22 protein-coding genes and 1 pseudogene are annotated in these 23,268 nt (G+C 38.8%); 4 read left to right on the forward strand and 19 right to left on the reverse strand.

Translation table 11 applies throughout. From position 1 onward, the window contains the following. Positions 1–168 precede the first annotated feature (168 nt). The 5 genes from gcvH to ACKVEV_RS12380 all read right to left on the reverse strand — a co-directional run bounded on the left by gcvH (position 169) and on the right by ACKVEV_RS12380 (position 6,717). Positions 169–549 (reverse strand): glycine cleavage system protein GcvH, encoded by a 381-nt coding sequence (gene gcvH, locus ACKVEV_RS12360; protein ID WP_402926259.1) that lies wholly within the window; start codon positions 547–549, stop codon positions 169–171. Positions 550–630: 81 nt separating this feature from the next. Further along, positions 631–984 carry an arsenate reductase family protein gene (locus ACKVEV_RS12365; protein WP_402926257.1) on the reverse strand — a complete coding sequence of 118 codons (354 nt, stop codon included), beginning with the start codon at positions 982–984 and terminating at the stop codon, positions 631–633. A gap of 266 nt (positions 985–1,250) precedes the next feature. Continuing rightward, positions 1,251–3,035 carry an acyl-CoA dehydrogenase family protein gene (locus tag ACKVEV_RS12370; protein ID WP_402926255.1) on the reverse strand — a complete coding sequence of 595 codons (1,785 nt, stop codon included), beginning with the start codon at positions 3,033–3,035 and terminating at the stop codon, positions 1,251–1,253. Positions 3,036–3,115: 80 nt separating this feature from the next. Beyond that, the gene (locus tag ACKVEV_RS12375; RefSeq protein ID WP_402926252.1) at positions 3,116–4,288 is read right to left on the reverse strand and encodes an acetyl-CoA C-acetyltransferase; all 1,173 of its coding nucleotides are present in this window, start codon (positions 4,286–4,288) and stop codon (positions 3,116–3,118) included. A 44-nt stretch (positions 4,289–4,332) separates the two neighbouring features. Next, on the reverse strand, positions 4,333–6,717 hold the full coding sequence (locus ACKVEV_RS12380) for a 3-hydroxyacyl-CoA dehydrogenase/enoyl-CoA hydratase family protein (RefSeq protein WP_409366723.1): 2,385 nt from the start codon (positions 6,715–6,717) through the stop codon (positions 4,333–4,335). A gap of 440 nt (positions 6,718–7,157) precedes the next feature. Between ACKVEV_RS12380 and ACKVEV_RS12385 the strand changes: the two genes are divergently transcribed. Both ACKVEV_RS12385 and ACKVEV_RS12390 read left to right on the forward strand, forming a co-directional pair. After that, positions 7,158–7,475 (forward strand): thioredoxin family protein, encoded by a 318-nt coding sequence (locus ACKVEV_RS12385; protein ID WP_409366724.1) that lies wholly within the window; start codon positions 7,158–7,160, stop codon positions 7,473–7,475. A gap of 219 nt (positions 7,476–7,694) precedes the next feature. Continuing rightward, complete coding sequence (locus tag ACKVEV_RS12390; protein WP_402926249.1) at positions 7,695–8,198, forward strand: C39 family peptidase; 504 nt, start codon at positions 7,695–7,697, stop codon at positions 8,196–8,198. Here ACKVEV_RS12390 and ACKVEV_RS12395 read toward each other — a convergent pair. The 10 genes from ACKVEV_RS12395 to ACKVEV_RS12440 all read right to left on the reverse strand — a co-directional run bounded on the left by ACKVEV_RS12395 (position 8,191) and on the right by ACKVEV_RS12440 (position 17,048). After that, the gene (locus ACKVEV_RS12395; protein WP_402926247.1) at positions 8,191–9,078 is read right to left on the reverse strand and encodes a 5'-3' exonuclease H3TH domain-containing protein; all 888 of its coding nucleotides are present in this window, start codon (positions 9,076–9,078) and stop codon (positions 8,191–8,193) included. The two genes, ACKVEV_RS12390 and ACKVEV_RS12395, sit on opposite strands and share 8 nt — an antisense overlap. Positions 9,079–9,239: 161 nt before the next feature. Next, entirely contained in the window at positions 9,240–10,511 is a 1,272-nt protein-coding gene (gene hutI / locus ACKVEV_RS12400; RefSeq protein ID WP_409366725.1) for an imidazolonepropionase, read from the reverse strand. Between the two features lie 185 nt (positions 10,512–10,696). After that, on the reverse strand, positions 10,697–11,713 hold the full coding sequence (locus tag ACKVEV_RS12405; protein ID WP_409366726.1) for a polysaccharide deacetylase family protein: 1,017 nt from the start codon (positions 11,711–11,713) through the stop codon (positions 10,697–10,699). Further along, positions 11,701–12,447: a hypothetical protein gene (locus ACKVEV_RS12410; protein WP_409366727.1), complete on the reverse strand. Its 747-nt coding sequence runs from the start codon at positions 12,445–12,447 to the stop codon at positions 11,701–11,703. The genes ACKVEV_RS12405 and ACKVEV_RS12410 overlap by 13 nt, the downstream gene beginning before the upstream one ends. Continuing rightward, positions 12,428–14,101 (reverse strand): GNAT family N-acetyltransferase, encoded by a 1,674-nt coding sequence (locus tag ACKVEV_RS12415; RefSeq protein WP_409366728.1) that lies wholly within the window; start codon positions 14,099–14,101, stop codon positions 12,428–12,430. The genes ACKVEV_RS12410 and ACKVEV_RS12415 overlap by 20 nt, the downstream gene beginning before the upstream one ends. Position 14,102: 1 nt before the next feature. After that, a complete protein-coding gene (locus ACKVEV_RS12420) occupies positions 14,103–15,197 on the reverse strand; it encodes a glycosyltransferase family 4 protein (RefSeq protein ID WP_409366729.1) in 1,095 nt (364 codons plus the stop codon). A 50-nt stretch (positions 15,198–15,247) separates the two neighbouring features. Further along, a complete protein-coding gene (locus tag ACKVEV_RS12425) occupies positions 15,248–15,883 on the reverse strand; it encodes a sugar transferase (protein ID WP_409366730.1) in 636 nt (211 codons plus the stop codon). 161 nt (positions 15,884–16,044) lie between these two features. Beyond that, positions 16,045–16,479, reverse strand: a complete 435-nt coding sequence (locus ACKVEV_RS12430) for an SACOL1771 family peroxiredoxin (RefSeq protein WP_409370547.1) — start codon at positions 16,477–16,479, stop codon at positions 16,045–16,047. 61 nt (positions 16,480–16,540) lie between these two features. Beyond that, positions 16,541–16,843 (reverse strand): hypothetical protein, encoded by a 303-nt coding sequence (locus ACKVEV_RS12435; protein WP_409366731.1) that lies wholly within the window; start codon positions 16,841–16,843, stop codon positions 16,541–16,543. A 1-nt stretch (position 16,844) separates the two neighbouring features. After that, on the reverse strand, positions 16,845–17,048 hold the full coding sequence (locus ACKVEV_RS12440) for a helix-turn-helix transcriptional regulator (RefSeq protein ID WP_409366732.1): 204 nt from the start codon (positions 17,046–17,048) through the stop codon (positions 16,845–16,847). A 192-nt stretch (positions 17,049–17,240) separates the two neighbouring features. On the opposite strand from ACKVEV_RS12440, the gene ACKVEV_RS12445 reads away from it, so the two are divergent. Next, on the forward strand, positions 17,241–17,837 hold the full coding sequence (locus ACKVEV_RS12445) for an NUMOD4 domain-containing protein (RefSeq protein ID WP_409366733.1): 597 nt from the start codon (positions 17,241–17,243) through the stop codon (positions 17,835–17,837). A 54-nt stretch (positions 17,838–17,891) separates the two neighbouring features. Here the strand turns inward: ACKVEV_RS12445 and ACKVEV_RS12450 are convergent, their stop codons facing one another. From ACKVEV_RS12450 to ACKVEV_RS12465, 4 genes and pseudogenes are all read right to left on the reverse strand, one after another. Beyond that, positions 17,892–19,583, reverse strand: a complete 1,692-nt coding sequence (locus ACKVEV_RS12450; protein ID WP_409366734.1) for a GNAT family N-acetyltransferase — start codon at positions 19,581–19,583, stop codon at positions 17,892–17,894. Positions 19,584–19,699: 116 nt separating this feature from the next. After that, on the reverse strand, positions 19,700–20,425 hold the full coding sequence (locus tag ACKVEV_RS12455) for a tryptophan-rich sensory protein (protein ID WP_409366735.1): 726 nt from the start codon (positions 20,423–20,425) through the stop codon (positions 19,700–19,702). Positions 20,426–20,640: 215 nt separating this feature from the next. Then, entirely contained in the window at positions 20,641–21,462 is an 822-nt protein-coding gene (locus tag ACKVEV_RS12460) for a methyl-accepting chemotaxis protein (RefSeq protein ID WP_409370548.1), read from the reverse strand. Beyond that, positions 21,454–21,993, reverse strand: a pseudogene (locus tag ACKVEV_RS12465) (protoglobin domain-containing protein); the annotation flags it as partial. The gene ACKVEV_RS12460 and the pseudogene ACKVEV_RS12465, both read right to left, overlap by 9 nt. Positions 21,994–22,166: 173 nt before the next feature. On the opposite strand from ACKVEV_RS12465, the gene ACKVEV_RS12470 reads away from it, so the two are divergent. Further along, positions 22,167–23,069 (forward strand): MerR family transcriptional regulator, encoded by a 903-nt coding sequence (locus ACKVEV_RS12470; protein ID WP_409366736.1) that lies wholly within the window; start codon positions 22,167–22,169, stop codon positions 23,067–23,069. Positions 23,070–23,268: the final 199 nt, after the last annotated feature.

A 23,268-nucleotide genomic window follows, 5' to 3' on the forward strand; every position in this document is an offset into this window, starting at 1 on the left:
TGTTTGCAGCTTTGCCATTTGGACAATATTACTATTCATTATACCGGCTAGGCACTAAAATATTTAGCTCTCTAAATACTTAAATCGTTTACTAGCTGAATAAAACGAACCGATTATATAATAAAAAACGCCGGTATGTTGTCCGACGTTTTTCTATTATAGGCTTGTTTATTCTGCAATTAATTCTTCGTATTGTTCTGCAGTCATAAGGTTTTCAATCTCTGATGCATCAGCAGGCTCGACTACGATCATCCATGCTTTTTCATATGGTGATTCATTTACGAACTCTGGGCTATCTTCTAAGTCTGCATTTACTTCAACTACAGTACCTGAAATTGGTGCGTATAATTCTGATACAGTTTTAACTGATTCTACGCTTCCGAATGGATCATCTGTTTTGATTTCGTCGCCAACTTGTGGAAGCTCAACGAAAACGATATCTCCTAATTCAGATTGTGCAAAATGTGAAATACCGATACGTACTTTACCATCTTCTAATTTTACCCATTCGTGTTCTTCAGAGTAACGTAAGTCTTTAGGTGTGCTCATGCCAAAAACCCCTCCATAAATATGTAATATATTCACTTTCAGTGTGCCATACTTCTTTCATAAAAACAAGGATAAAAGCAGTTAATTCCAAGCTTGTTCAAATTCTGTTTCTTTAAAACCTAACGTTACTTTTTTTCCATCCGTCACAATTGGGCGTTTAATCAACATTCCGTCAGAAGCAAGTAATGCAAGTTGTTCATCTTCAGGCATTTCCGCCAGTTTATCCTTCAACCCAAGCTCACGATATTTCATGCCAGATGTGTTAAAAAACTTCTTTAGCGGCTGTCCGCTCGCTTGCCAAATAGCCTTCAATTGTTCTTTCGTAGGTGCTTGTTCAACGATGTGTACCTCTTCGTATGAAACGCCATTGTCGTTTAACCACTTCTGAGCTTTTTTACAAGTTGTACATTTAGGATAATGGATTAATTGAATCATATTTGTAGGCTCCTCTGCTATCATTTCCTGTAGTATACCATCATCCCTAGCATGAGCCAAAATGAAACAATTTTTAGGTAGCTTTATAATTGTTTGAGGACCTAATTGTGTGAGTGCCTGGCACTTTTGTATAGATACACCGCACAATATCGGCTCCTATTCCGTCCTGCAATATTCAGAATTGTTTGAGTGCCTGGCACATACATAGACACATACATAACAAAAGACCTAGCTACATTTAGCAAGTAGCTAGGTCAAAAAATATATTATACGATGAATTTTTCGGCTTCGATTAGTTTAACGGAAGCTTCGCGTTTTTTAGCTATTAGGTTATACGGATTGTTTCGAGTTAGTTTACGTAGCGCAGATAATGTCATACGTGCAGCATCGCCATCTGCTGAAGCAAGAATTGTATCCTTTGCTTCTTTTTCAATTTCTGCAAATGCTTCTTGGCAGAAAATTTGTGTGTAAAGTAGTTTTTGTTGCGATTTTTCCGCACCTTCACGCGCAATCGCTTTTTCTGTACGTAACACAGCAGACTCCATAGCGAATAATTGGTTCGCAATATTAGCGATATTCACTAACACTTCTTGCTCTTGGTCCAGCTTCGCTCCATAGCGTTGTGCTGCCATACCTGCTGCTAACACAGCAATTTTCTTCGCGTTTTTCACAAGATATTTTTCTTGAGCTAGCGGCTCTGTGCCTACTTCTTCAGGCATCATCATAAGCAGCTCTTGTTGTAAGTTCTGTGCAACTTGCAATAATGGCAATTCGCCTTTTAATGCTTTTTTCATAAATGTGCCAGGCACGATCATGCGGTTAATTTCATTTGTTCCTTCGAAAATACGGTTAATGCGGGAGTCGCGATAAATACGTTCCACTTCATATTCTGCCATAAAACCATAGCCACCATGTAATTGCACCGCTTCATCCGCGATATAATCTAAAGTTTCTGACCCAAACACTTTTGCAATCGAACATTCAATCGCATATTCAGCAATGGCATTGGCAATGACTTTTCCTTGCTTTTGTTCTTCAGGGCTTAGCTGGCTTAAACGATCTTCGAATAAACCAACTGTACGGTAATTTAACGACTCAGACGCATATAATTGAGACGCCATTGTTGAAAGTTTTTCTTTCGTTAAGTTGAAATCAGAAAGCTTTGTTTTAAATTGTTGACGTTGGTTCGTATATTGAATGGCTAGTTCCAATGCACGCTTAGAACCACCGATTGTTCCTACCCCTAATTTATAGCGACCGATATTTAAAATGTTAAAGGCAATGACGTGCCCTCGTCCTACTTCACCTAGAAGATTTTCAACAGGGACTTCTGCATCCTCAAGCACTAATGTACGAGTGGATGAAGATTTAATACCCATTTTCTTTTCTTCAGGCCCAACAGAAACCCCATTGTACGCACGTTCAACGATAAATGCTGAGAATTTATCGCCATCGATTTTTGCGTATACTACAAAGACATCCGCAAATCCAGCGTTCGTAATCCATTGTTTTTCACCGTTTAATACATAATGAGTACCAGCTGCATTAAGCTTGGCTGTTGTTTTAGCACCTAGTGCATCTGAACCTGAACCTGGCTCTGTTAATGCATAAGCAGCAATCAATTCACCTGAAGCTAGCTTTGGTAAATACTTTTGCTTTTGGTCATCGTTCCCGAAAAGCACAATCGGTAATGAACCGATTCCAACATGTGCACCATGTGTAATCGAGAAGCCACCAGCCACAGACATTTTTTCTGCGATTAACGCAGATGATACTTTATCTAATCCAAGACCTTGATATTCTTCCGGTACATCTGCCGCTAACAAGCCAAGCTCACCTGCGCTTTTTAGTAGACGTACTGAATGCTCAAACTCATGATGCTCTAAATTTTCAACGACAGGTAATACTTCATTTGCCACATACTCTTCCGTTGTTTTGGCAATCATTTTATGCTCATCTGTAAAATCTTCTGGAGTAAATACGCGGTCTAAAGCCACGTCCTCAATAATAAATCCGCCGCCTTTAATGAAATCTGTTGTTTTTTCTGTCATATCCAATTCCTCCTTATTTTACGGTGCCAGGCACTCACACAATTCGTATAATTCACAATTTTCAAAACGATACCTACAACTTATAAAATTTCAAATACGCCAGCAGCGCCCATACCGCCGCCGATACACATTGTGACAACACCATATTTTTTGCCTTGACGCTTTAACTCATGAATTAGCTTTAATGTTAAAATGGCACCAGTTGCGCCAAGCGGGTGTCCTAAAGCAATGGCACCACCATTGACATTCACTTTCTCTTGGTCAATGCCTAGATGACGCACTACTTGTAATGACTGTGAGGCAAACGCTTCGTTAATTTCCCACAAATCAATGTCCTGAATGGATAAACCGGCAATTTCAAGCGCTTTTGGTACAGCTACGATTGGGCCGATTCCCATCACTTCCGGTGGAACGCCGCCAACTGCAAAGCCTAAAAACTTCGCCATCGGTGTCATTCCGAGCTTTTCTGCTTCCGCACGATCCATGACAAGAACAGCTGCTGCGCCATCAGAAGTTTGCGAAGCATTCCCTGCTGTAACACTCCCTTTTACATGGAAAGCAGGGCGAAGTTTCGCTAAACCTTCTACAGATGTCCCAGGACGTACTCCCTCATCGACACTAAACGTAAATTTTTTCACTTGTAATTTATTGTTGTCATCCACATAATGTTGTTCCACTTCAATTGGAACAATCTCATCATTAAATTTACCTTCTTTGATTGCTTTCTCTGCAAGCATATGCGAGCGTACAGCAAATGCATCTTGATCTTCACGACTGACATTATACTGACGCGCTACTTCCTCTGCTGTATGCCCCATCCCCATGTAATATTGCGGTGCAGTTTCAGCTAATGTTGGATTTAAGCGTGGTGTATTCCCTACCATAGGCACCATACTCATGGATTCCACTCCGCCAGCAAGAATGGCCTTTGAATGACCGAGCATAATACGTTCCGCTGCATAGGCTATTGCTTGTAAACCTGAAGAACAAAATCGGTTAATTGTCAGGGCAGGGGTCGTATCCGGTAGCCCTGCTAGCGCTCCGATACTACGTGCGACATTCATACCTTGCTCTGCTTCCGGCATTGCACAGCCTAAAATTAAGTCATCGACAGGACCTTCATAGCCCGCTCTTTTCAATGTTTCTTTGACAACTGCTGCCCCAAAATCATCTGGTCTTACCGTTGCTAATGAACCTTTCTTCGCTTTTCCAATAGGAGTTCGTGCTCCTGCTACAATTACGGCTTCATGCATCGTCTAAATCCCCCTTTGTTTCATGTGCAAACATTTTCGTCTCGTTAGTTACGAAGTGGTTTCCCTTTTAATAACATGTGTTGCATTCTTTGTTGCGAAAGTGGATCTGCAACTAAGCTCAGGAATGCTTCACGTTCTAAGTTTAATAAGTATTGCTCATCAACGAATGTGCCATATGGAACCTTGCCGCCCGCAATGACATAAGCTAACTTCTTCGCAATTTTTAAATCGTGCTCACTAATAAAACCTGATTCAAACATCCCTTGCGCACCGATTAATAACGTACCGTAGCCCGATGCACCGACAACAGGTACTTTCGTTGGCACTGGTGGTTGGTAGCCTGCTTCATAAAGTGCTAAAGCCGCTTGCTTAGCATCATAAATTTGGTGATCTGCATTGACTGAAATACCATCTGCAAAGTCTAGGAAATTATTTTCGCGCGCTTCTTCTCCTGAAGTTGAAACTTTCGCCATCGCAATTGTCTCAAATACTTTATTGGCAATATGTTGATAGTCTACTTCAACGCCATTCGGTAAGCCTTTTAAGAACTTTTGGTAAAGCGCTTTATTACCGCCACCTCCAGGAATTAAACCAACACCGACTTCTACTAAGCCCATATATGTTTCCATCGTCGCTTGGATATGCGCAGCAGGTAAGCACACTTCTGCGCCCCCACCTAATGTCATAGCAAATGGTGCAGCTACAACCGGCTTGCTCGAATATTTTATTTTTTGCATCGCATCTTGGAATGCTTTAATTACAAAGTCTAGTTCAAAAATATTATCATCCTGCGCTTCTACTAAAATCATACCTAAGTTCGCACCGACACAGAAGTTTTTCCCTTGGTTTCCGATCACTAAGCCTTTATAATTTACTTCCACTTCATCTATTGCATAATTAATCATTTGAATAATATCTAAACCGATCGCATTGGATTGGGAATGGAACTCAAGTAATGCAATGCCGTCCCCTAAATCTATTAAGCTAGCACCTGTATTGGACTTAATAACGCCATGTTTTTTCTTATAGCGCTTTAAGTTAATTTCCTTTTCATTAATAGGAACTTTTACGTATTGTGAACCGTTGTAATACGCTACATCTCCATCTAGTTCGGAATAAAATGAAGTAAAGCCTTTTGCTAACATCTCTTTCACAAATAGCGGAACATCAAGACCTTCCGCTTCCATTCTCGCAACTGATTCTGTTACACCAATGGCATCCCAAATTTCAAATGGTCCTTGTTGCCAGCCGAAGCCCCATTTCATAGCATTATCAATGGCCACAATATCATCAGCAATTTCACCGTGTAGCTGTGCAGAGTAAATTAATGTAGGAGCAAAAATCCCCCATAATAGTTCACCTGTGCGGTCTTTCGCATATGTTAATGCTTTTACTTTATTAGCTAAGCCCCGCGTTTGTTTCGCCATTTCAAGTGAAGGTGTTTGTAATTTTTTCGCAGGACTATATGTTAATGTAGTTGGATCAATTTCTAAAATTTCTTTCCCTTGCTTTAGGAAGAAACCTTGCCCAGACTTAGCACCGAGCCAGCCGTTTGTAACCATTTTTTGTAGAAACTCCGGTACTGCAAATACTTGCTGTTCCTCACCCGTTGTTTGGTCATAGACGTTTTTTGCCACATGGATAAATGTATCTAAGCCGACCACATCTAATGTACGGAAAGTAGCGGATTTCGGACGACCAATCAGTGGACCTGTCACAGAATCTACTTCGCCAACTGAATAGCCACCTTTCATCATTTCCTGTAAAGTAACGAGCAGTCCGTATGTGCCTATACGATTGGCAATAAAGTTTGGTGTGTCCTTCGCTAATACGACGCCTTTGCCGAGTATGTCCTCACCGAATTTTTTCATAAAGTCTACAACTTCTGGTGCAGTTGTCGTTGCTGGGATGACTTCAAGTAATTTTAAATAGCGCGGAGGATTGAAGAAATGCGTCCCTAAAAAATGCTTTTGGAAATCTTCTGAACGTCCTTCTGCCATTGCATTAATACTAATACCGGATGTATTGGAACTAATAATCGTACCTGGTGTACGCACAGCATCAATTTTTTCATATAAACTTTGTTTAATCGCTAAATTTTCAACAACTACTTCTATAATCCAATCTACATCTTTTAGTTTGTCTAAATCGTCATCAAAGTTCCCTACCGTCAGTAGTGATAATTTTTTCTTAGAAGTAAGTGGTGCCGGCTTTTGCTTCACTAACTTTTGAAGAGCACCATTCACAAAGCGATTTCTTACAGCTGGATGTGTTAATGTAAGACCCTTTGCTTCCTCCTCTTTCGTCAGTTCCTTTGGTGCAATGTCTAATAATAATGTTGGAATACCGATGTTTGCTAAATGTGCAGCAATTCCAGAACCCATTACCCCAGAACCTAGAACAGCCGCCTTTTTAATGTGATAAGTCACAAGCAATTCCCCCTTTTTCTTCCATTGAATGAATAGCCATTCATTTTTTGTCCAAAAAAAATCAACATCTCGCTTTAGTGTTTTTTTGCCTAGATTTTAACGCTTTCCCCATTTCAATGAAGGCTCATAATCTTCACTAAACGCGCTATATCTAAGGCGGTCACCAAAGACGTATTAGCACCCAGTTGGATTTCACTCCAAAATATCTTGAGAGAAGTTTGCCACTGAATGGTAATAAAAACTACTTTTTCTGCTTTTAGTGTAGATTATTTTGTCTAAATTAGCAATCTTTTTTCTTTATTTATTTTTGCACTATACAACTTTTTTTGTTTTTTACGAGCGAAAATCAAACAATAAGTAGCTTCTCTCTATCCCAAACAGAAAACTTTCAGGATGGAGAAAAAATGTGTAGAATGGAAAGCAAGGAGAGTGAAATACGAATGAAAACAATTACTACTGCTGAACAATTTAATGAGCTAATCTCTGGTGACCAAAAAGTACTTGTAAAATTTTATGCAGGATGGTGCCCTGATTGCACGCGCATGAATATGTTCATCGATCCAATTATTGAAGAGTACAACCAATTTGATTGGTACGAGCTAAACCGTGACGAGCTGCCTGAAATCGCTGATAAATACGATGTAATGGGTATTCCAAGCTTATTAATTTTCCAAAACGGTGAAAAATTAGCACACTTACATAGTGCAAACGCTAAAACACCACAGCAAGTGACTGAGTTTTTAGCTGCTCAGCAATAATAATCAACAAAGAAAAAGTGTTAGATTGACTACAATCAATCTAACACTTTTTTGCAATGCTATAGTAAAGCACTACGGCTGCAGCTCTGCTTAATCGCGGAATGCCCTCGTCTTTTGTGCTATGCTTTCTTCAGCAGGAGTGGCGGTCTGCGCTACTAAAAAAATAATGATGTAAAAGACGACCATTTTCAACAATAACTTTTCCGAAGGGGGCCATTTATGAAACAGCAATTGTCGTTACAAGGAAAATCACAATACGATTCATCCATTGCACCGCATTATCGTAACTCTGCCTGTGGGCCGACAACTATTCATGTTATCCTGCAGTACGTTAATACGTCTGCCCCATCAGTAAACGAGCTTTATCAAAAACTCGGCGGCACAAAAATTGGTTTGTTTAAATGGCGTTTGCTTCATAATCTTCGAAAACTGTTGCCGACATGGGATATACGCAGCTGTACATTAAAAGAGGCGCTGCAAGAAATCGATGCAGGACGCCCCGTTGCCATGCGTTTTGACCGTTATTTTAGCCTACAATGGTTCAATAAAAAATCTACCTTTGCTTATCATTGGGTACCACTTATAGGCTATGAAGTCCATAATGATACGCTATTGCTCATTTTTCACGATAATGGCGGTCAAAATCGTGATAGTCAAATTCGTACTGCTCTTTTTCAAAATAACGCAAAAGTATTGCAATTCGTTAAAATAGCGCCTAAATAAGGGCGTACAATGAACGAGCCTGTTTCGCAATAAGTGAATAGCCGCGTTGTTCGATTGCTTTAAATGTCTGCTGCTCATAGTTAGGTACGACTAACTGGGCAAAATCTGCTTCTATCGGTACATTTGTTTGAATCGTCGCAAGTTCATGTGAGAGCTTCAACATATCAAGATTGTCTTGAATTTTCGTCCGTTGACCAGGCTTTAATTCCTCTAAGGAATTGATGACATTGTCAATCGAGCCGTAGTTTTGAATAAGTGTTAATGCCTGCTTTGGACCAATGCCTTTCACACCAGGATAGCCATCACTCGTATCCCCCATAAAAGCTTTCACTTGCGCAAATTGTATCGGTTCAATACCATACTCTTCTTTAAAGCGAGCATGTGTATACAAATCATACTCTGTATACCCTTTTTTCGTAAAAGCAATTTGCGTTGTCGGTGTTAACAATTGCAATAAATCTTTATCACCACTAATAACTGTAATATCAGCTTCATCTTGCCATTTTGTAATCATCGAGCCGATTAAATCATCCGCCTCCATACCGACAACGCCGAAGTTTTGCCAGCCAATTTGTGCGGCTAAGTTTTTAGCCATATCGAATTGCGGTAGCATTTCCTCAGGTGGTGCAGGGCGATTGGCCTTATAGCCATCATATAATTCATTGCGGAATGTTTGTGCACCCATATCCCAGCAAATAGCTAAATGAGTTGGTCGCATAATTGATTGGGCTGTCAATACGTGGCGCACAAATCCTTGCGCACCATTCGTAGGTGTGCCATCTTCTAAACGAATAAAATGCCCCATTGCAGCTGATGCAAAAAAAGAACGAAATAACAATGCCATGCCATCGACAATGAGCAATTTTGGTTTTATAGTCATAATAAAAATCCTCTCTAATCCATTATCCTATTAGCTAAAGCGTAATAAGCATTGTTCTATTATAGCAAATTATTACTAACTTCTCTGTTATTTATGACCGGAACCTACTGCATAGTTGATCCAATTTTTAAACCGATTGCCATTCAATTTGGATAAAGAGCTTACCCTACCACTCTTACACCTTTTTTCCAAACCTTTTTCACATGATTGACACCGAAAATATAGTGCAGCTTTTGATGGTTATGAACATCCCAAAGCACGATATCCGCTTGCTTTCCTACTTCGATTGAGCCAACACGATCTTCAATTTGCAACGCACAAGCCGCATTATAGGTCGCAGCACATAAGCTTTCTGCCGGAGTCATTTTCATAGTGATACACGCTAAGTTCATCACTAGTGGAAGCGAAATCGTTGGCGAAGACCCCGGATTACAATCAGTTGAAATGGCAACAGGCACACCTGCATCAATAATGTCTCGAGCACGGGCTGGTTGTTCCCCCAAATACAATGCTGTGGCTGGTAATAAGCACGCCATCACACCCGATTTAGCAAGCTCTTCTATCCCATCATCCGATACTTTTAATAAATGCTCGGCTGATATCGCACCTACTTTTGCCGCAACATGCGCACCTTGATTTTCTGCCATTTCATCGGCATGTATTTTGGGGATAAGCCCATGTGCCTTACCCGCCAATAAAATACGTTGTGCTTGCTCCGGTGTAAAAACATCTACTTCACAAAATACATCGATAAATTTCGCAAGATTTTCTTGCACGACTGCAGGAATCATTTCATTAATAACTAAATCAACATAGCGCTCAGGATTGTCTCGATATTCCTCGGGCACTGCATGTGCGCCCATAAAGGTTGGTACGATATCCATTGGATGCTTTTTTTGCAAACGTTGCATTACCCGTAATTGCTTTAACTCGTTTTCCACATCTAAGCCGTAGCCACTTTTACTTTCCAATGTTGTGACACCATGCTGTAAAAATAAGTCCAAGCGTCTAGTCGTTTGATTGAAAATATGCTCCTCTGTCAACGAGCGCATTTTTCGAGTTGTTGCATGAATGCCACCTCCAGCATTCATAATGTCCATATAGCTGGCACCTTCTAAACGCATCTCAAATTCATGTTCACGGCTACCGCCAAAAACGACATGGGTATGCGGATCAATTAATCCAGGCGTTACAATTTTCCCCGTTGCATCTATAATCTCCGCTTCCTCTGCACGTGGTAAATATTTCAAAATCATATCGCGTGTCGTGCCGAGATCTTGAATAACACCATCTTCAATCCACACGCTTCCTCCTTCGATAATCCCGAGTTCTCGCATTTCTTCGCGTACACGGGGGCCCTTCTTGTCACTTGCAAGCGTCACTAATTGAGAAATATTTTGAATCCAAGTTGGCTTTTGTTGCTTTTGCGTCATCCCTAACTCCCCTTTGTCTATGTATAAACGCATACTGCGTCTGCTTCGACTGCTCATTGCTACATTTTAGAAGGCAACTACACTACCAAGCCTTCTTATAGTAAGCAACTTACATCTTCGTCATCCACAGGTAATTTCCCTTTTATTCACAGAAAATTCCCTGAATACAAAAAAGCAATAACACTCTATTCAGAAATGTTATTGCTGACTTTACATAGCATGGCGACCTCATGCATCGAATAGCTTTGGAATTGATAATCTTTTTGTAATTGTTGATAATATTGCAAAAGCTCCTCAAGCATCGCCAAGTTTTTTTCTGTATGTTTTCCAAAGTTATGCGGATGCCACCACAAATGATAAAAAGCCCCTTCCTTTGCAGCAGCAAGCATACCTTCTTTAATTCGTTGTATTTTGCGTTTTTCAAATGCGCGCAACAGACTGTTATAGGGTCTTAAAAATGCACTCGCTCGAACATTAATAAATGAATTGTCTTTCATCTCTTCTAGTCGTACCATATGATTGCCCGTTAAATTCACATAACTATCTAGCCACTTTCTAGGACCTAATGTTAAGCGATCTTTTCTAGTGAACTTTTTCGGACTGTATAATTCATGTAGCTCATTGCCTCTATAGCAAATAAATCCTGCTTGCTGGCAAGCCGCAAAATAGTCTTCGTTCACTTGATTACGCGGAAAGACGATTGACTTCATCGGTTCAATATAACCATCACAAATTGTGCGCATTGCGTGTAAATCCGCACTGAAGTCCATGGCTGTTTGTCCACTTTCTAAACAATAAAAATGGGAAAACGTATGGCTGCCAATTTCCTGATGTGGTGTATCCATAATTTTTTCAATTAATGATTTACCAAAGTGTAAAGGGTCCTCTTGCTCATTTTCCCCAACTTTTACAAGCTGTGAATGAGCTGCATAGCGCATCTGTTTATATTTCACTGGAATGCCCCGCAAGTAGTGAGCCATTTCTCCCTTGGATTCTGCAAACAATAAGCCTACCGTAGCCCATGTCGCATGAATTTCGTATTGCTTAAACAGCATCAGGATTTTCGGTAAAGCTTGTCGTACACCATATAAATTTTTATTATATTGTCCATGCCTATATGTATCATGGACACCCCAATTCAGCTCAAAATCCAATGAAATTACTAAACCACCGTGATGTTTGTTGCTTGCTATTTTCTCCACTTTTGCACGCCCAATAACAACGCACTCATTTTCGATTGTGCGATGTAGCCCGAATAGACGTTCACAACTTGTCCACCGAAGCTCATTTTAAATTGACGAATCGTTTCGACATTTGTTAGCTCGCCCATATCATACAGCACATATCCCTGCTGCTTTAAATACATTAAATTATGCCATAATAAAAATCGATTGGCATAACGTATAGGGCGAGTTAAATGTGTAGGCAACGCTATAGCATTGCATGTCGCTACATAATACGACATCGCCTTTTGCGCATGGACAATATCCAGTCGATAGCATAATGTTTGTCCACAAACACTCCGTACTTCTGACAATAGCAAAGCATTTTTTTGATTTAAAAGTACGATGGCTTCCATTTGAGATTTCGTAATTTGCTCAATTTTTTTCCTTTTAGCAAAATCATTATAAAATTGCTGAAAAACGCGTAAGTTGTCATCCGAAGGCTCTTTATATAAAAATACTTGATATTCCTCTTCCTGTGCACGCCGTAGCAGTTTGCGATTGTTTTTCGAAAGTGCTGAATACATCGCGCACTCATAACCTGTTAAGGGGATATGAACCGCCTCACGCTTAGCAAGCTTACGGCTCGGAACAAGTGAATGTGTGTGACAAACTAGCTTCATGGACTGTCGAGTATTTGCTAGCTTTTCTGCAAAATAAATATGCTGCATCGCGATATTCCATCGCTTACTTCTAATGGATAGAATGAACATCGCCCCCATTCTCTGTGTAGTTTTCTACATGCTTGCGCTCATAACGAGCACATTTAAAATGCTTCATTCGAGAAATACGTTTATAGCCGATTTGCTGCAGACGTTTGCGTTTTCGCCATTGCCAAAAACTTGCTGTCATCCAAAGTGTTTGATTGGGCTTTATTTTTTGCATAAATGCCGTCACAACCTCTATATTTTTATAGAGATTGTAGGCTAAAAAATAAGTTTGCTTTGGCAAAGGTTCCACAATATCCATTGCATCCACACGTAAAGTTTCCGTATGTAGCGCAAATGCTGGCTTCATCGTTTGTGCAAAGGAATCTTTATAAATGGTGTACCCTTGATAGAGTAAAGTAATAAGCTCTTGTTGATCGGTTTGCATTGCCTCTTGCATCGTCATTTCCTCAAACAACTCCCCTACTGGTTGTTGCGGAATGACCCGATCATCTGGGGATAACTCGTACAATTCCACTCGCTTCAAACGAACAAACTTTTCAACGAATTGTTGTCCATATTCTAGCCAATCTTTCCCTTTCCCATACTTTCCTAAATAGCGTAATTGTGCAAATGTATGACGGGTCCTTTCTACGAAGGGATGATTACTTTCCCACATCTCCTTGAAACGTTGCTTCCATACAAATCGACTAAGCAATAACTTAGCTCGTTTCGTTTTACTACTAGCGATGATACGTCTTGTAAAATCAATGCCAGAGCGCCACTCTAATTTGGCAGGCTCCAAGCCGATCGCCATATCGTACAGTCGATAGTTTTCTGTAAATGTGCGCTTTATTGTTGACTGATTCAATATATGTTCCAGCCCAAAACTAGCAAAGTTCGGCTCATGTCCGACAGCATACGTTACATATCGTCCTCGACAGCTAATGCCATAGGTAAAAGCAAGCCATTGATTGTCAAAAGCTAGCGCATCTACTTCTACGCGCATCGCTTCTCCATTCACAGTCAAAAGCTGTTCAAAAAAATCTTGTTGCTTGCCTTTTGCAAAACCATTTGGAGCTATTTTTTTTGCCCAGCGGCGATTATATAAATGAAATAGCTGCCGTAGTTCTTCTTGTGTAGGGGCCATTCTACGTAGAGAACCGAATTTCCGTAGCTTTTTTTCCCGTTGCTCGACAGCATGTTGCGTATTGTGTTGATTGAAATTGCTATGAAAATCGACTTCGCGAAAGGCAAGATATGGTGTGACAGCTCGGAAAATATGTGGGCGCATTTGCCTTTCAACGAAATATTGTTCAATGGCTTTTGACGAGTCTTTACTTTCTAGTAACCCGTGAAAAGTAAAAACGACATGGCGATGTTTTTTGATGAGCTCATCCATGACAAACGCTATTACAGGTAATTGCCACGCCTTTCTTGCAACAATGCCTGTATAATGGGCGATAGTTTCTCCTGTAAAGGCATATATCCGTACGCCCCATTGCAGCTGTACTGTAAATGGCACAAATGCGATAATGTCTCCATTGTTTTGCACAGCATACAACTCGACTCGTTCTTTTTTTCCAACGGTGATCCACCAGTTATAAAACCATGTAAATTCAATAAATGGATTATCATTGTGTTCATTCGCTAAAATGCCGTCCCATATCTTCTTATAAAACACAAGTTCATCGTCAGTTCTTATGCGAATTAGTTGCAATTTAATCACCTTTCTTAGCAAACTTTAAAACAGCCTGCTCATAGATTGATACGGTTTTCTGGTACATAGGAGAAAACGTAAAGTTCCGTAAAAAGCGACGTTCACTAGCATCACCCATTTTTTCACATAGTGCTGGATTGGTTAAAAGCTGTTGCAACCTATTTTTTAGCAGGCTGTGATCATCACGTGGAATTAAAAATCCATTGTCATCATCCGTTACTAATTCATTGACCCCGCCAACATTCGTAGCGATAATAGGAAGCCCTGCTCGCATTGCTTCAATAATCGAAATAGGCAACCCCTCCCAGTCTGATAACAAGACGAAAATTTGACTTTGGGCAAGCAATGGCGAGACATCTAATTGATTACCTAAAAACGATATGCGCTCTGATAAACCTTTATCTTTCACATAGTTTTCTACTTGCGGTCGTAAAGAACCATCCCCTATCAATTGTAGGTGCCAAGGAATGTCCGTTAACTCCAACAAAGCTTGCACCAATAAATCTTGTCTTTTTGGGGCCTCAAAACGAGCAACCATTACAATTAAAGGATGTTCATTCGTTCCTCTTGCTGCTATTTCGGGTGTCTCTAATTGTTCAATGCCATTATGAATCGTCATCATTTTATGAGCAGGTGCAATGCCTCTCGTTAATGCCAACTTACGATCATAATCCGAAACGGTAATAATTTTGGTTGTTAAAGGCTGAACCGTTTTTTCAAGCTGACGATATATTCGTTGTTTTTTTTGCGGCACCCCTTCTGTAAAACTCCAACTATGCGCAGTAAAAATCGTCGGGATGCGTAACAAGCGCCCAATAATCCGTCCAATGGCACCCGCTTTGGAAGAATGTGCCGCAATGACATCAGGCTGTATTTTTTTAAAAATAGCACGTAATTGCCAAAGCGCCTGAATATCTTTAGTTAGATGAATGGCCCGCTGCATGACCGGGATACTGATGACATGAATTTGCTCATCCTGTAAGCGCCATAATGTTGCATCGTAAGTACCTGTCACAATCGTCACACCATGGCCATCTTGCTTTAACTTAATGGCAAGCGCCTCCACATGTTTTTGAGCGCCCCCTACTTTATCCATCCTTGTTATTAATTGAACAATATTCAGTATCCGTCACCTCCTGCATTTATTTAGTAAGCACCTGTTCGAGCGAACACAACAAAAAGGGTTTTTACAACAATTTTGAAATCTCCCCAAAACGATATGTTATCGACATAATGAATGTCATACGAAATTTTTTGTCCATGTGATATATTGGAGCGTCCGTTTATTTGTGCAAGCCCTGTTAAACCTGGTCTTACTTCCAAACGACGTGCCTGTAACGCACTATAACTATTGGTGATCGCTGGTACTTCCGGCCTCGGTCCAACAATACTCATATCACCTTTTAAGACATTTAAAAGCTGTGGAATTTCATCGATACTTAACTTACGAAGTATCGCTCCTATCTTTGTAATGCGCGTATCTTGGTCAGTTTTAAAAAAGTAATCATCGGGTATACCTTCCGCACTTATTGCAGGCAAATTGACGGGTGTTGCCTGTACGGTCATCGTTCTTAATTTCCAAATGATAAAACGTTGATGATCATAACCCGTACGAATTTGTTTGAAAAAGATGGGGCGTCCAGTCGTTAAAAGTAATAGGAGGAATACACCTAGCATTAGAGGAAAGGTCATAAGTAATAATATAAATGCCCCAACTATATCAAAAATTCGTTTTCCATACTGACCATAAAATGTGAGTGTCTCAGCTGTCTGTACGTGCAATACATCATCCTTTTCATTTTTTTAGTGCTTAACTTTATATATTCATTTCACTCATTTATAGAACTATTTCAGACAAAGCAAATACCATGCAAATATGACAAAAGGAATTACACCAGAAAAACTTCTGGCATAATTCCTCTATAGTAAAAGTATTCAGTTGATTATGGACAATCAGAAGTGTGCTCTATTTGAAGCTGACATTCAATGTGCACATTGCCCTTTAATGCTTTACTAATCATACAAGTTTGTTCCGCTTTTTGCGCTAGACGAGAAATACGATTTTCTTCACGTTCGGTTAGTTGTTGAACTTTTACATTTGGTTTATGAACGATCTTTTCATATGTAAAAACACCGTTCGTTACATCCACAAATCCTTGTGCCTCCATCGACAATGCCACTACTGGTATTTTTGCGTTTTCGAGTAATGCGGCAAAGGTAATTAAATAACAAGTTGCAGAAGCACCTAATAGCATTTCATCCGGATTTGTTCCTATTCCTGGTCCATTCATTTCCCGAGGAATAGAAACAATCGTATTTAAATTAGTAGCAGTTAAATTGCCCGTGCCATTTCTTCCTTGCGACCACGATAAATTCATCGTAAATTGATGTTGCACTGTTAATCATGCTCCTTTCAATCTTATGCTCCGTTACTTGGCATTAATATTTTACATGATAATAAAGTGTGGAAAATGCCCATCCCGCCATATGAATTAATAAAAGAGTGCCTAAAACTTGTGCAGTCGATAATTGAACACCTGCTATTACTAACAGAAATAACAAATAGATGAAAACAACTGTTATTTTCCAACCATTTGCTAGCGAATGTACTGTTATTTTTTCATATCTTTCATCAAGTCCATTTTTGCGTGCAGCCATTTTACGTCCCCACCAAAGTCCAAAAAGACCACCCGAAATTCCAAGCACTATACCTAAAAAGCCTAACATTTGTTCCAACGCCATGTTAATCACTACCTTTCTCAAAAATAAATACTTCTTCAATAGTTAGTTGAAATGACTTTGCGATTTTATACGCCAGCTCTAAAGATGGATTGTAACGACCATTCTCTATAGAAATTATCGTTTGCCTCGAGACACCGAGTTTTTCAGCGAACTGCTCTTGTGTCCAACCAAATGATGCTCTTAGTTCTTTTATTCGTTGTTCCATAATTCACCGTCCCTAGATGTAAAGTTAACTTTACGTAAAGTATACTTTACGCCCGCATTCCTTGTAAAGCACACTTTACGTTTTTTCTGAAAATAATATTTTTTCTAATAAATTGTATAGCAATTGACTTTAAAAACAGCACAACTTATTTTATGGTAAAATAGAAAAAACAATTTTTTAGGAGATTTAGTAATGACTTTAACAAAACAACAAGCACTACAAGCACTTAATAAAAACAAATTCATCGGTTTTACGATTACTACAGGAAATATTATTATGAAAAAGATTAATAAAACCGACTATAATATTTTCGTATATGAAGATGGTAATGATCAACCAATGCATTATGTAGGTTCCATTCTGAACGTTATGGCGACGATGAGTGATAAAGCTTCCAACAAAGATTTTATAATCGTCGAACAACTTCCTGAAGAAAATAAAACAGAAGCGCCTGCTGAAAAACAAGAAACTGTTAGTAAAGCACAAGTTCAAACAGCTAGTTTGGATGAAGAAAGCCGCGCAATAGCGGGGTATGAAGAACTTTATCAAATAACGGAAAGCGGTCGTATTATTACAGTACGAGAAAATCGTCCATTAACACGTTGCAATGATGAATATGGTTTCCATATTGTTCGTTTAACAAAAGATGGTACAGCTTCAAACCATAATGTGTTTGAATTATGGAAACAGACTTTCCCAGAGCTTGAGGAAACAAACTTCAAAGGAGCTTTAAAAGCAAAATACGGCACAGGCTGTAAGCTAATTGACAAGCCAGGCATTCACTTTTAACTCAAACTGACTGCAAAAATCCTTAGCATCTATGAAGATGCTAAGGATTTTTTGTTATAGGAGAAGAGATAATAATGTTAAATGCCACCCATGTTCTAACTTGCGTCCTTGATATGCTAAATACTTTCCCCATTTAGTTTGTTGGCGATAGACCTTTTTCCATTTAAACAGTTGATGCATCCATACATGCTCTACTCGTTGGAATCCTAATGCAGTCAACTGTTTCCGTTTTCGCCATTCAAACCATTTAGCAGACGTACTAATTGCTCGGCCTTCTCGCTGCACTTCATTAACAATAAGATGGAGTTTTGGTAGTTCGTAATTTTTAATATATGTAGTATTTAAAGGCAGTTCCTGCAAAAAACCTACCGCTTCCTCACGAATCCATTTATCATGACGTAAGTATGCAATTTCCTGATTATTTTGTCCAAATAGCTTATAGCCTTTAAAATAATTCGCAAGGATCTCCGTACGCTGATTGTGTTCGAGTACGGATTGGATAGCTATTTCATGAAAGATTGGTTTGTTGTCATAACTTTTTTTCTCTAAGTAATAAATCGTAATAAGGTGCGCATTCATTACTTTACATTTTAACATCGTTAGCCATTCATTCATATTTGCTCTCGTTAAAAAATAGCGTATTTCTCCTAATGTATTGCGTTTCCATTCTACAATTTTGCGATTTGTTTTCAATATGGCTAAAATCGTTTCATGTAACACGATTACATTACGCAACGCACGCTCCCTCATACCTGTCGTACTCATTATAAATTTTCTTGTAAAATCTAAATGGGTATACCATTCAAACTTATATGGCTCATATCCACTACCAAAATCATAGAGCTTTAAATTTGCATTATGTGCTTCTAGCATATTTTCCTTCTCAATTAAACGTCCTGGTCCAAACAGATTGAAATCAGGCTCATGCCCCATCGCGTGACAAAAATTTCTTCCCCGACAACAAATATCTACGGTAAATCCAATCCAAATTTTTTCAAATTGTAGACTATGCACTTTTAAACGAAGTGCCTCATTTTGTTGTCGTGCAAGCTGTTCAATAAATGCCCGTGTCCGTTCTTGCGTAAATCCACTCGTATCCATTTTCTTTCGCCATCTTCTTTCAAATAAGCGAAACATGTTATCTAAATTCCCATTATGCACTCTTTGAAATGTTACTTGACCAAATTTTTTTAATCGCTTCTCTCTGCGATGAATACTCTTAAACTTTCGTTTATGTTTCTTTAGAAAATCTGGCAAGTCAATCGTTTTAAAATCTATATACGGTGTGACTACACGAAAAACCGAATGAGGCAATTGGCGTTCTAATGTATATTGTTCTAGCATTTGAGATGTATCTTTACTTTCGAGCAAACCATGGAAAAAGAATACAACTCGTGTAAATTGACTTATCATTTCTTTTAATACATATTGCAGAGCCTGTTCATTCCATTTTTTATCAGCAATCACCTCCATATAAGAGGCCAATCCTTGTCCTAAAAAGCTAAATTGATGGATACTCCCAAAACGTATGACATGCACAAAAGGGAAAAAGGCTACAGCTTCCCCATCATGCTCAACAATATAAATTTCCACATTCTCTTCTTGCCCAAAGATCTTCCACCATGTAGAAATCCATTCATATTCGATAAATGGATTATCGTTTTGTTGACGTTCAAGTATTGCAGACCAAGTTTCCTTATACGACTCTAGCTCGTCAATCGTTGTCACGACTTTATATGCTAGCACGTGTGTAGTCCTCCCTTTTTAATGCATCGCATTCCTGCTATTTCAGCACTTAATAGCCACTATATTCGTATAAGAAAAAAAATAGAACAAATGCCTTGCCATGCTGTTTGCTCCAGTCAATTTACATTACTTCTTTGGGAGCGCCGCTTTCCTATGAAAATCCATATAACAAGGACGACACTATAGAAAATAGGCATGTAAAATACGCTTCCTGCATCTACTCCATTTTGAACAGCAATGCCGATAAATGCCCAAATAATAACCAATGGGAAGAAAATATCTACTTCTACGTAGCGAATATAAATAGCCAGACATGTCGCAACAAATAGCAGTATATTTGCCCACCATACAGCAGAGATGCCGAAACCATCCCATTGATAGTATGTAAGCACAAAACTGATATTCGCCATTAAGGCTACACTAATCCAACTTAAGTAAATAGAAAAAGGCAATCTTCCTGCAAAACGATAATCTCCTTTAGGATAACTTGAGTAAATGAAAATTAAGCTAACAAGCAGACCAATCATCATGACAATGGATAATGCAAAAAATGCATAATGCCAACATAGGAGCCAAGCAATATTATACAGACATGTTGACGTTACAAGACTGAGAATGGACGAGTCACGAATGACTGTCTTTGAAAACAACTGGAGTAGTAGCCATATGCCTAATAGCACATAAATAACAATCCAAATAGAAAAAACGTAACCTGCTGGCGTAAACAATACTTGCAGTTGATTTGATATTTCTCCTGTCGTTTTGCCATTAATACCAATTGTACTTGCTACAACATTGATGAGAATCATCAGTAAATAGCTTGCCAGTGCAGCCCATTTCATCGTCATCTCCCCTTATAAAAGTATTTAAGCTACTATATAGCTAGTCAATTCGTGATATACCTCGCTTTTCTTTTACGTTACCTATTTATTCCTGTTAACCGTACTTTTGAAACAATTAAAAATACAGTTCTTCATTCCCAACATAAAAAAATAGAACAATCTGCAGTAAATGCGACCGTTCTATTGTAGTTATTTTTATGCGTATCAATTGGTCATTATAAATGCATCGCTGTCTGGTATAAACTATCTGCTGTACTCGCCACCGTTCGTGTCTCATTCCCAATTGAGCTAATGACCTTTTCTAAATTTTTCACATCTGTTTCTACTTGAACAATTAACTGTTCATTTTTCACAATAGCTTGCAAAATATCTTGAAATTTAGTTTGGGTTTCGAGCGCAGCACCAACGCCATCTGCTACACGTCCCTCAATACAATCAATCATATCAACTGCACGCATTGTTAGAGAGGTCGATGTTTGGACAAGCTTGGTAATTTCTTCAACAGATTGCTTGGATTGTTCAGCCAACTTACGGACTTCTTGTGCGACTACTGCAAATCCTTTGCCATGCTCACCGGCTCTCGCCGCTTCTATAGAGGCATTTAATGCAAGCAAATTTGTTTGGTCAGCTATGGTCTTTACCAGCAATACAATATCTATAATGCGATCCGAGGACTGTTTTAAATTGCCAATTAATGTACCCATTTCTGCTGTACTACTAGAAATCTGTCGCATCTCTTCTTCCAGCCTCATTACATGCTGATTTCCGACGTTTGCATCTTGGTTGATCAGATGCACGGTTTCCACATTTTGTTCTATAATTTGAGCAATCAATGCAGTTTGTTCATCTACTTCATCGATTGACGTATTCGTTTCTTCAGTTAAATTTGCTAAATCTTGACTGATTAAAGAAATCTTTTCTTTTAGCTCATTTTTAATTTGATTGTATTGATTATTTCTTATTTTAACATTTTCTTTTTCATATTCTTCTAACACAATTTGCATCTCAAGATTAATTAATTTTGATACAGTGAGCATTATTTGCTCCCGCAATGCAGGTTCTGTCATGTCTTTAACAATCAAAGTTACAATTGCCTCTTGGATATGTTGAAACGTCCCCATATACCATTTGGGTTCTAAGCCAATTGTAAAATGCATTCGAGCAAGCTTTCTTTTTCTTTCAATTGCTTCCGCATTAAAAACACCATCAAACATCGCAATTAAATAGTTACCTAACAATTTCTTTAAACGCTCGATTTGGGTACGTTCTTCAATGATTTGACGCAATGAAGGCACCGCGAGTATGTTTTGATAAAAGATAGCCGTTACATCTTCTATACCGGCGCGAACAAATGGCTGACAAGCTTTGATTATGTAAAGATCTTGTGCATTAAGTCCAATCAACACCATCTGCATTTCTAACTCTGGCATATCGGACAATTCAATTATTGGTTTAAACTCGCTTTGCAAACTAAACATGTCATCTTTGGCATGTGCCTTTTTTCGTTTCCACCATTTAGCCATATGTACCACCCCAATCGTAAATTTTGTATAGTACTTATATAGCATGAAAATTCAACTTATGTCAAACTCTTCTAACTTTGAATTATACAATAGTTATACAAATCACTTTTTATCCGTTAAAATATGACTATAGGTTTGATTTTCGCTCTTAATAAACCTACAGTATAATGGTTATGATAATTCGATACTTTTCAAACTGGAAAGAGGGTTGACGAACAATGACATCTGTCAATTCAACAACATGGCACTATAATATTAAACAAGTTTCTGAAGTAACTGGTCTTTCTAAGCAAGTGATTCGAAAGTGGGAAGAACGCTATCAACTTGTTGAGCCACAGCGCCTAGACAATGGCCATAGAGTCTACACTGAAAAAGATATTCAAATATTGTTAAAGGTACGAAAACTATCCGAACAAGGATATTCTATAAAACAAGCTGCCAACGTTGTAAAAACGATGCAGCCAGAAGAACAGCCAATAGAAACGAGTGTCCCACCTGTTCATGCTGAAATGAACGATTTTGTGTTTCTTCTTTTAGAAAAAGGCGCTCATTGTGATGAAATTGAGATTAATCGAATACTGCAAGAAGCACATTATGCACTAGGCTTGCCAAAATTTTTATCTACTGTTGTCACACCTTTATTACTTGAAGTAGGGATGCGTTGGGAAAAAAGAGAATGGTCCGAATATCAGGAAGCTGTTATTACAATGGTGATACGTGATTATTTAGTACAGATTCGACGTAGCTATCAATACAAAGAGGATGCTCCTCTCATTATGGGCGCATGTTTGCCAGGAGAATACCATGAAGTTCCGCTCCATATTTTACTTTTACAAGCAATGTTGCTTGGATGGAAATCATTTTTAATAGGAAGTTCTCCTGCCATCGGTGCAATTGAATCACTCGTTTCTAAATTTCAGCCTAAAATTGTTCTACTATCTGCCGTAACGACAATACCGTTTGAAACCCATCCCTCTCTTTTACAACAATTAGAGGATTTTGCAGCACAGTATCCTTCTATTAAATTTTATTTAGGCGGAGCTGGCGCAATTGAATATACAAAAGATAAAAAGTTAAAATGTATCGCCATTGCACAATCAATAGAAGAAGTCTTCCAATAGGGCAGATGATCTACAAATGAAAGGGACTTTGCTTGTGTTCCTTTTCATTTGTACGTGCTGGCTTGTATCTGTCTTTAGAGTTGCGTCGCTTAAAAATAATCTTGCTATTTATTTTTGACAGCGCATCCTCATATAAACCCTAACAGTGCATATATTTTGTAAAACGGACTTCAGATTATTAGAGGGCGGAGGAATTTCG

The sequence above is a fragment of the Lysinibacillus sp. 38-6 genome, from assembly GCF_046245175.1.
In the GTDB taxonomy this organism is placed as follows: Bacteria; Bacillota; Bacilli; order Bacillales_A; family Planococcaceae; genus Lysinibacillus.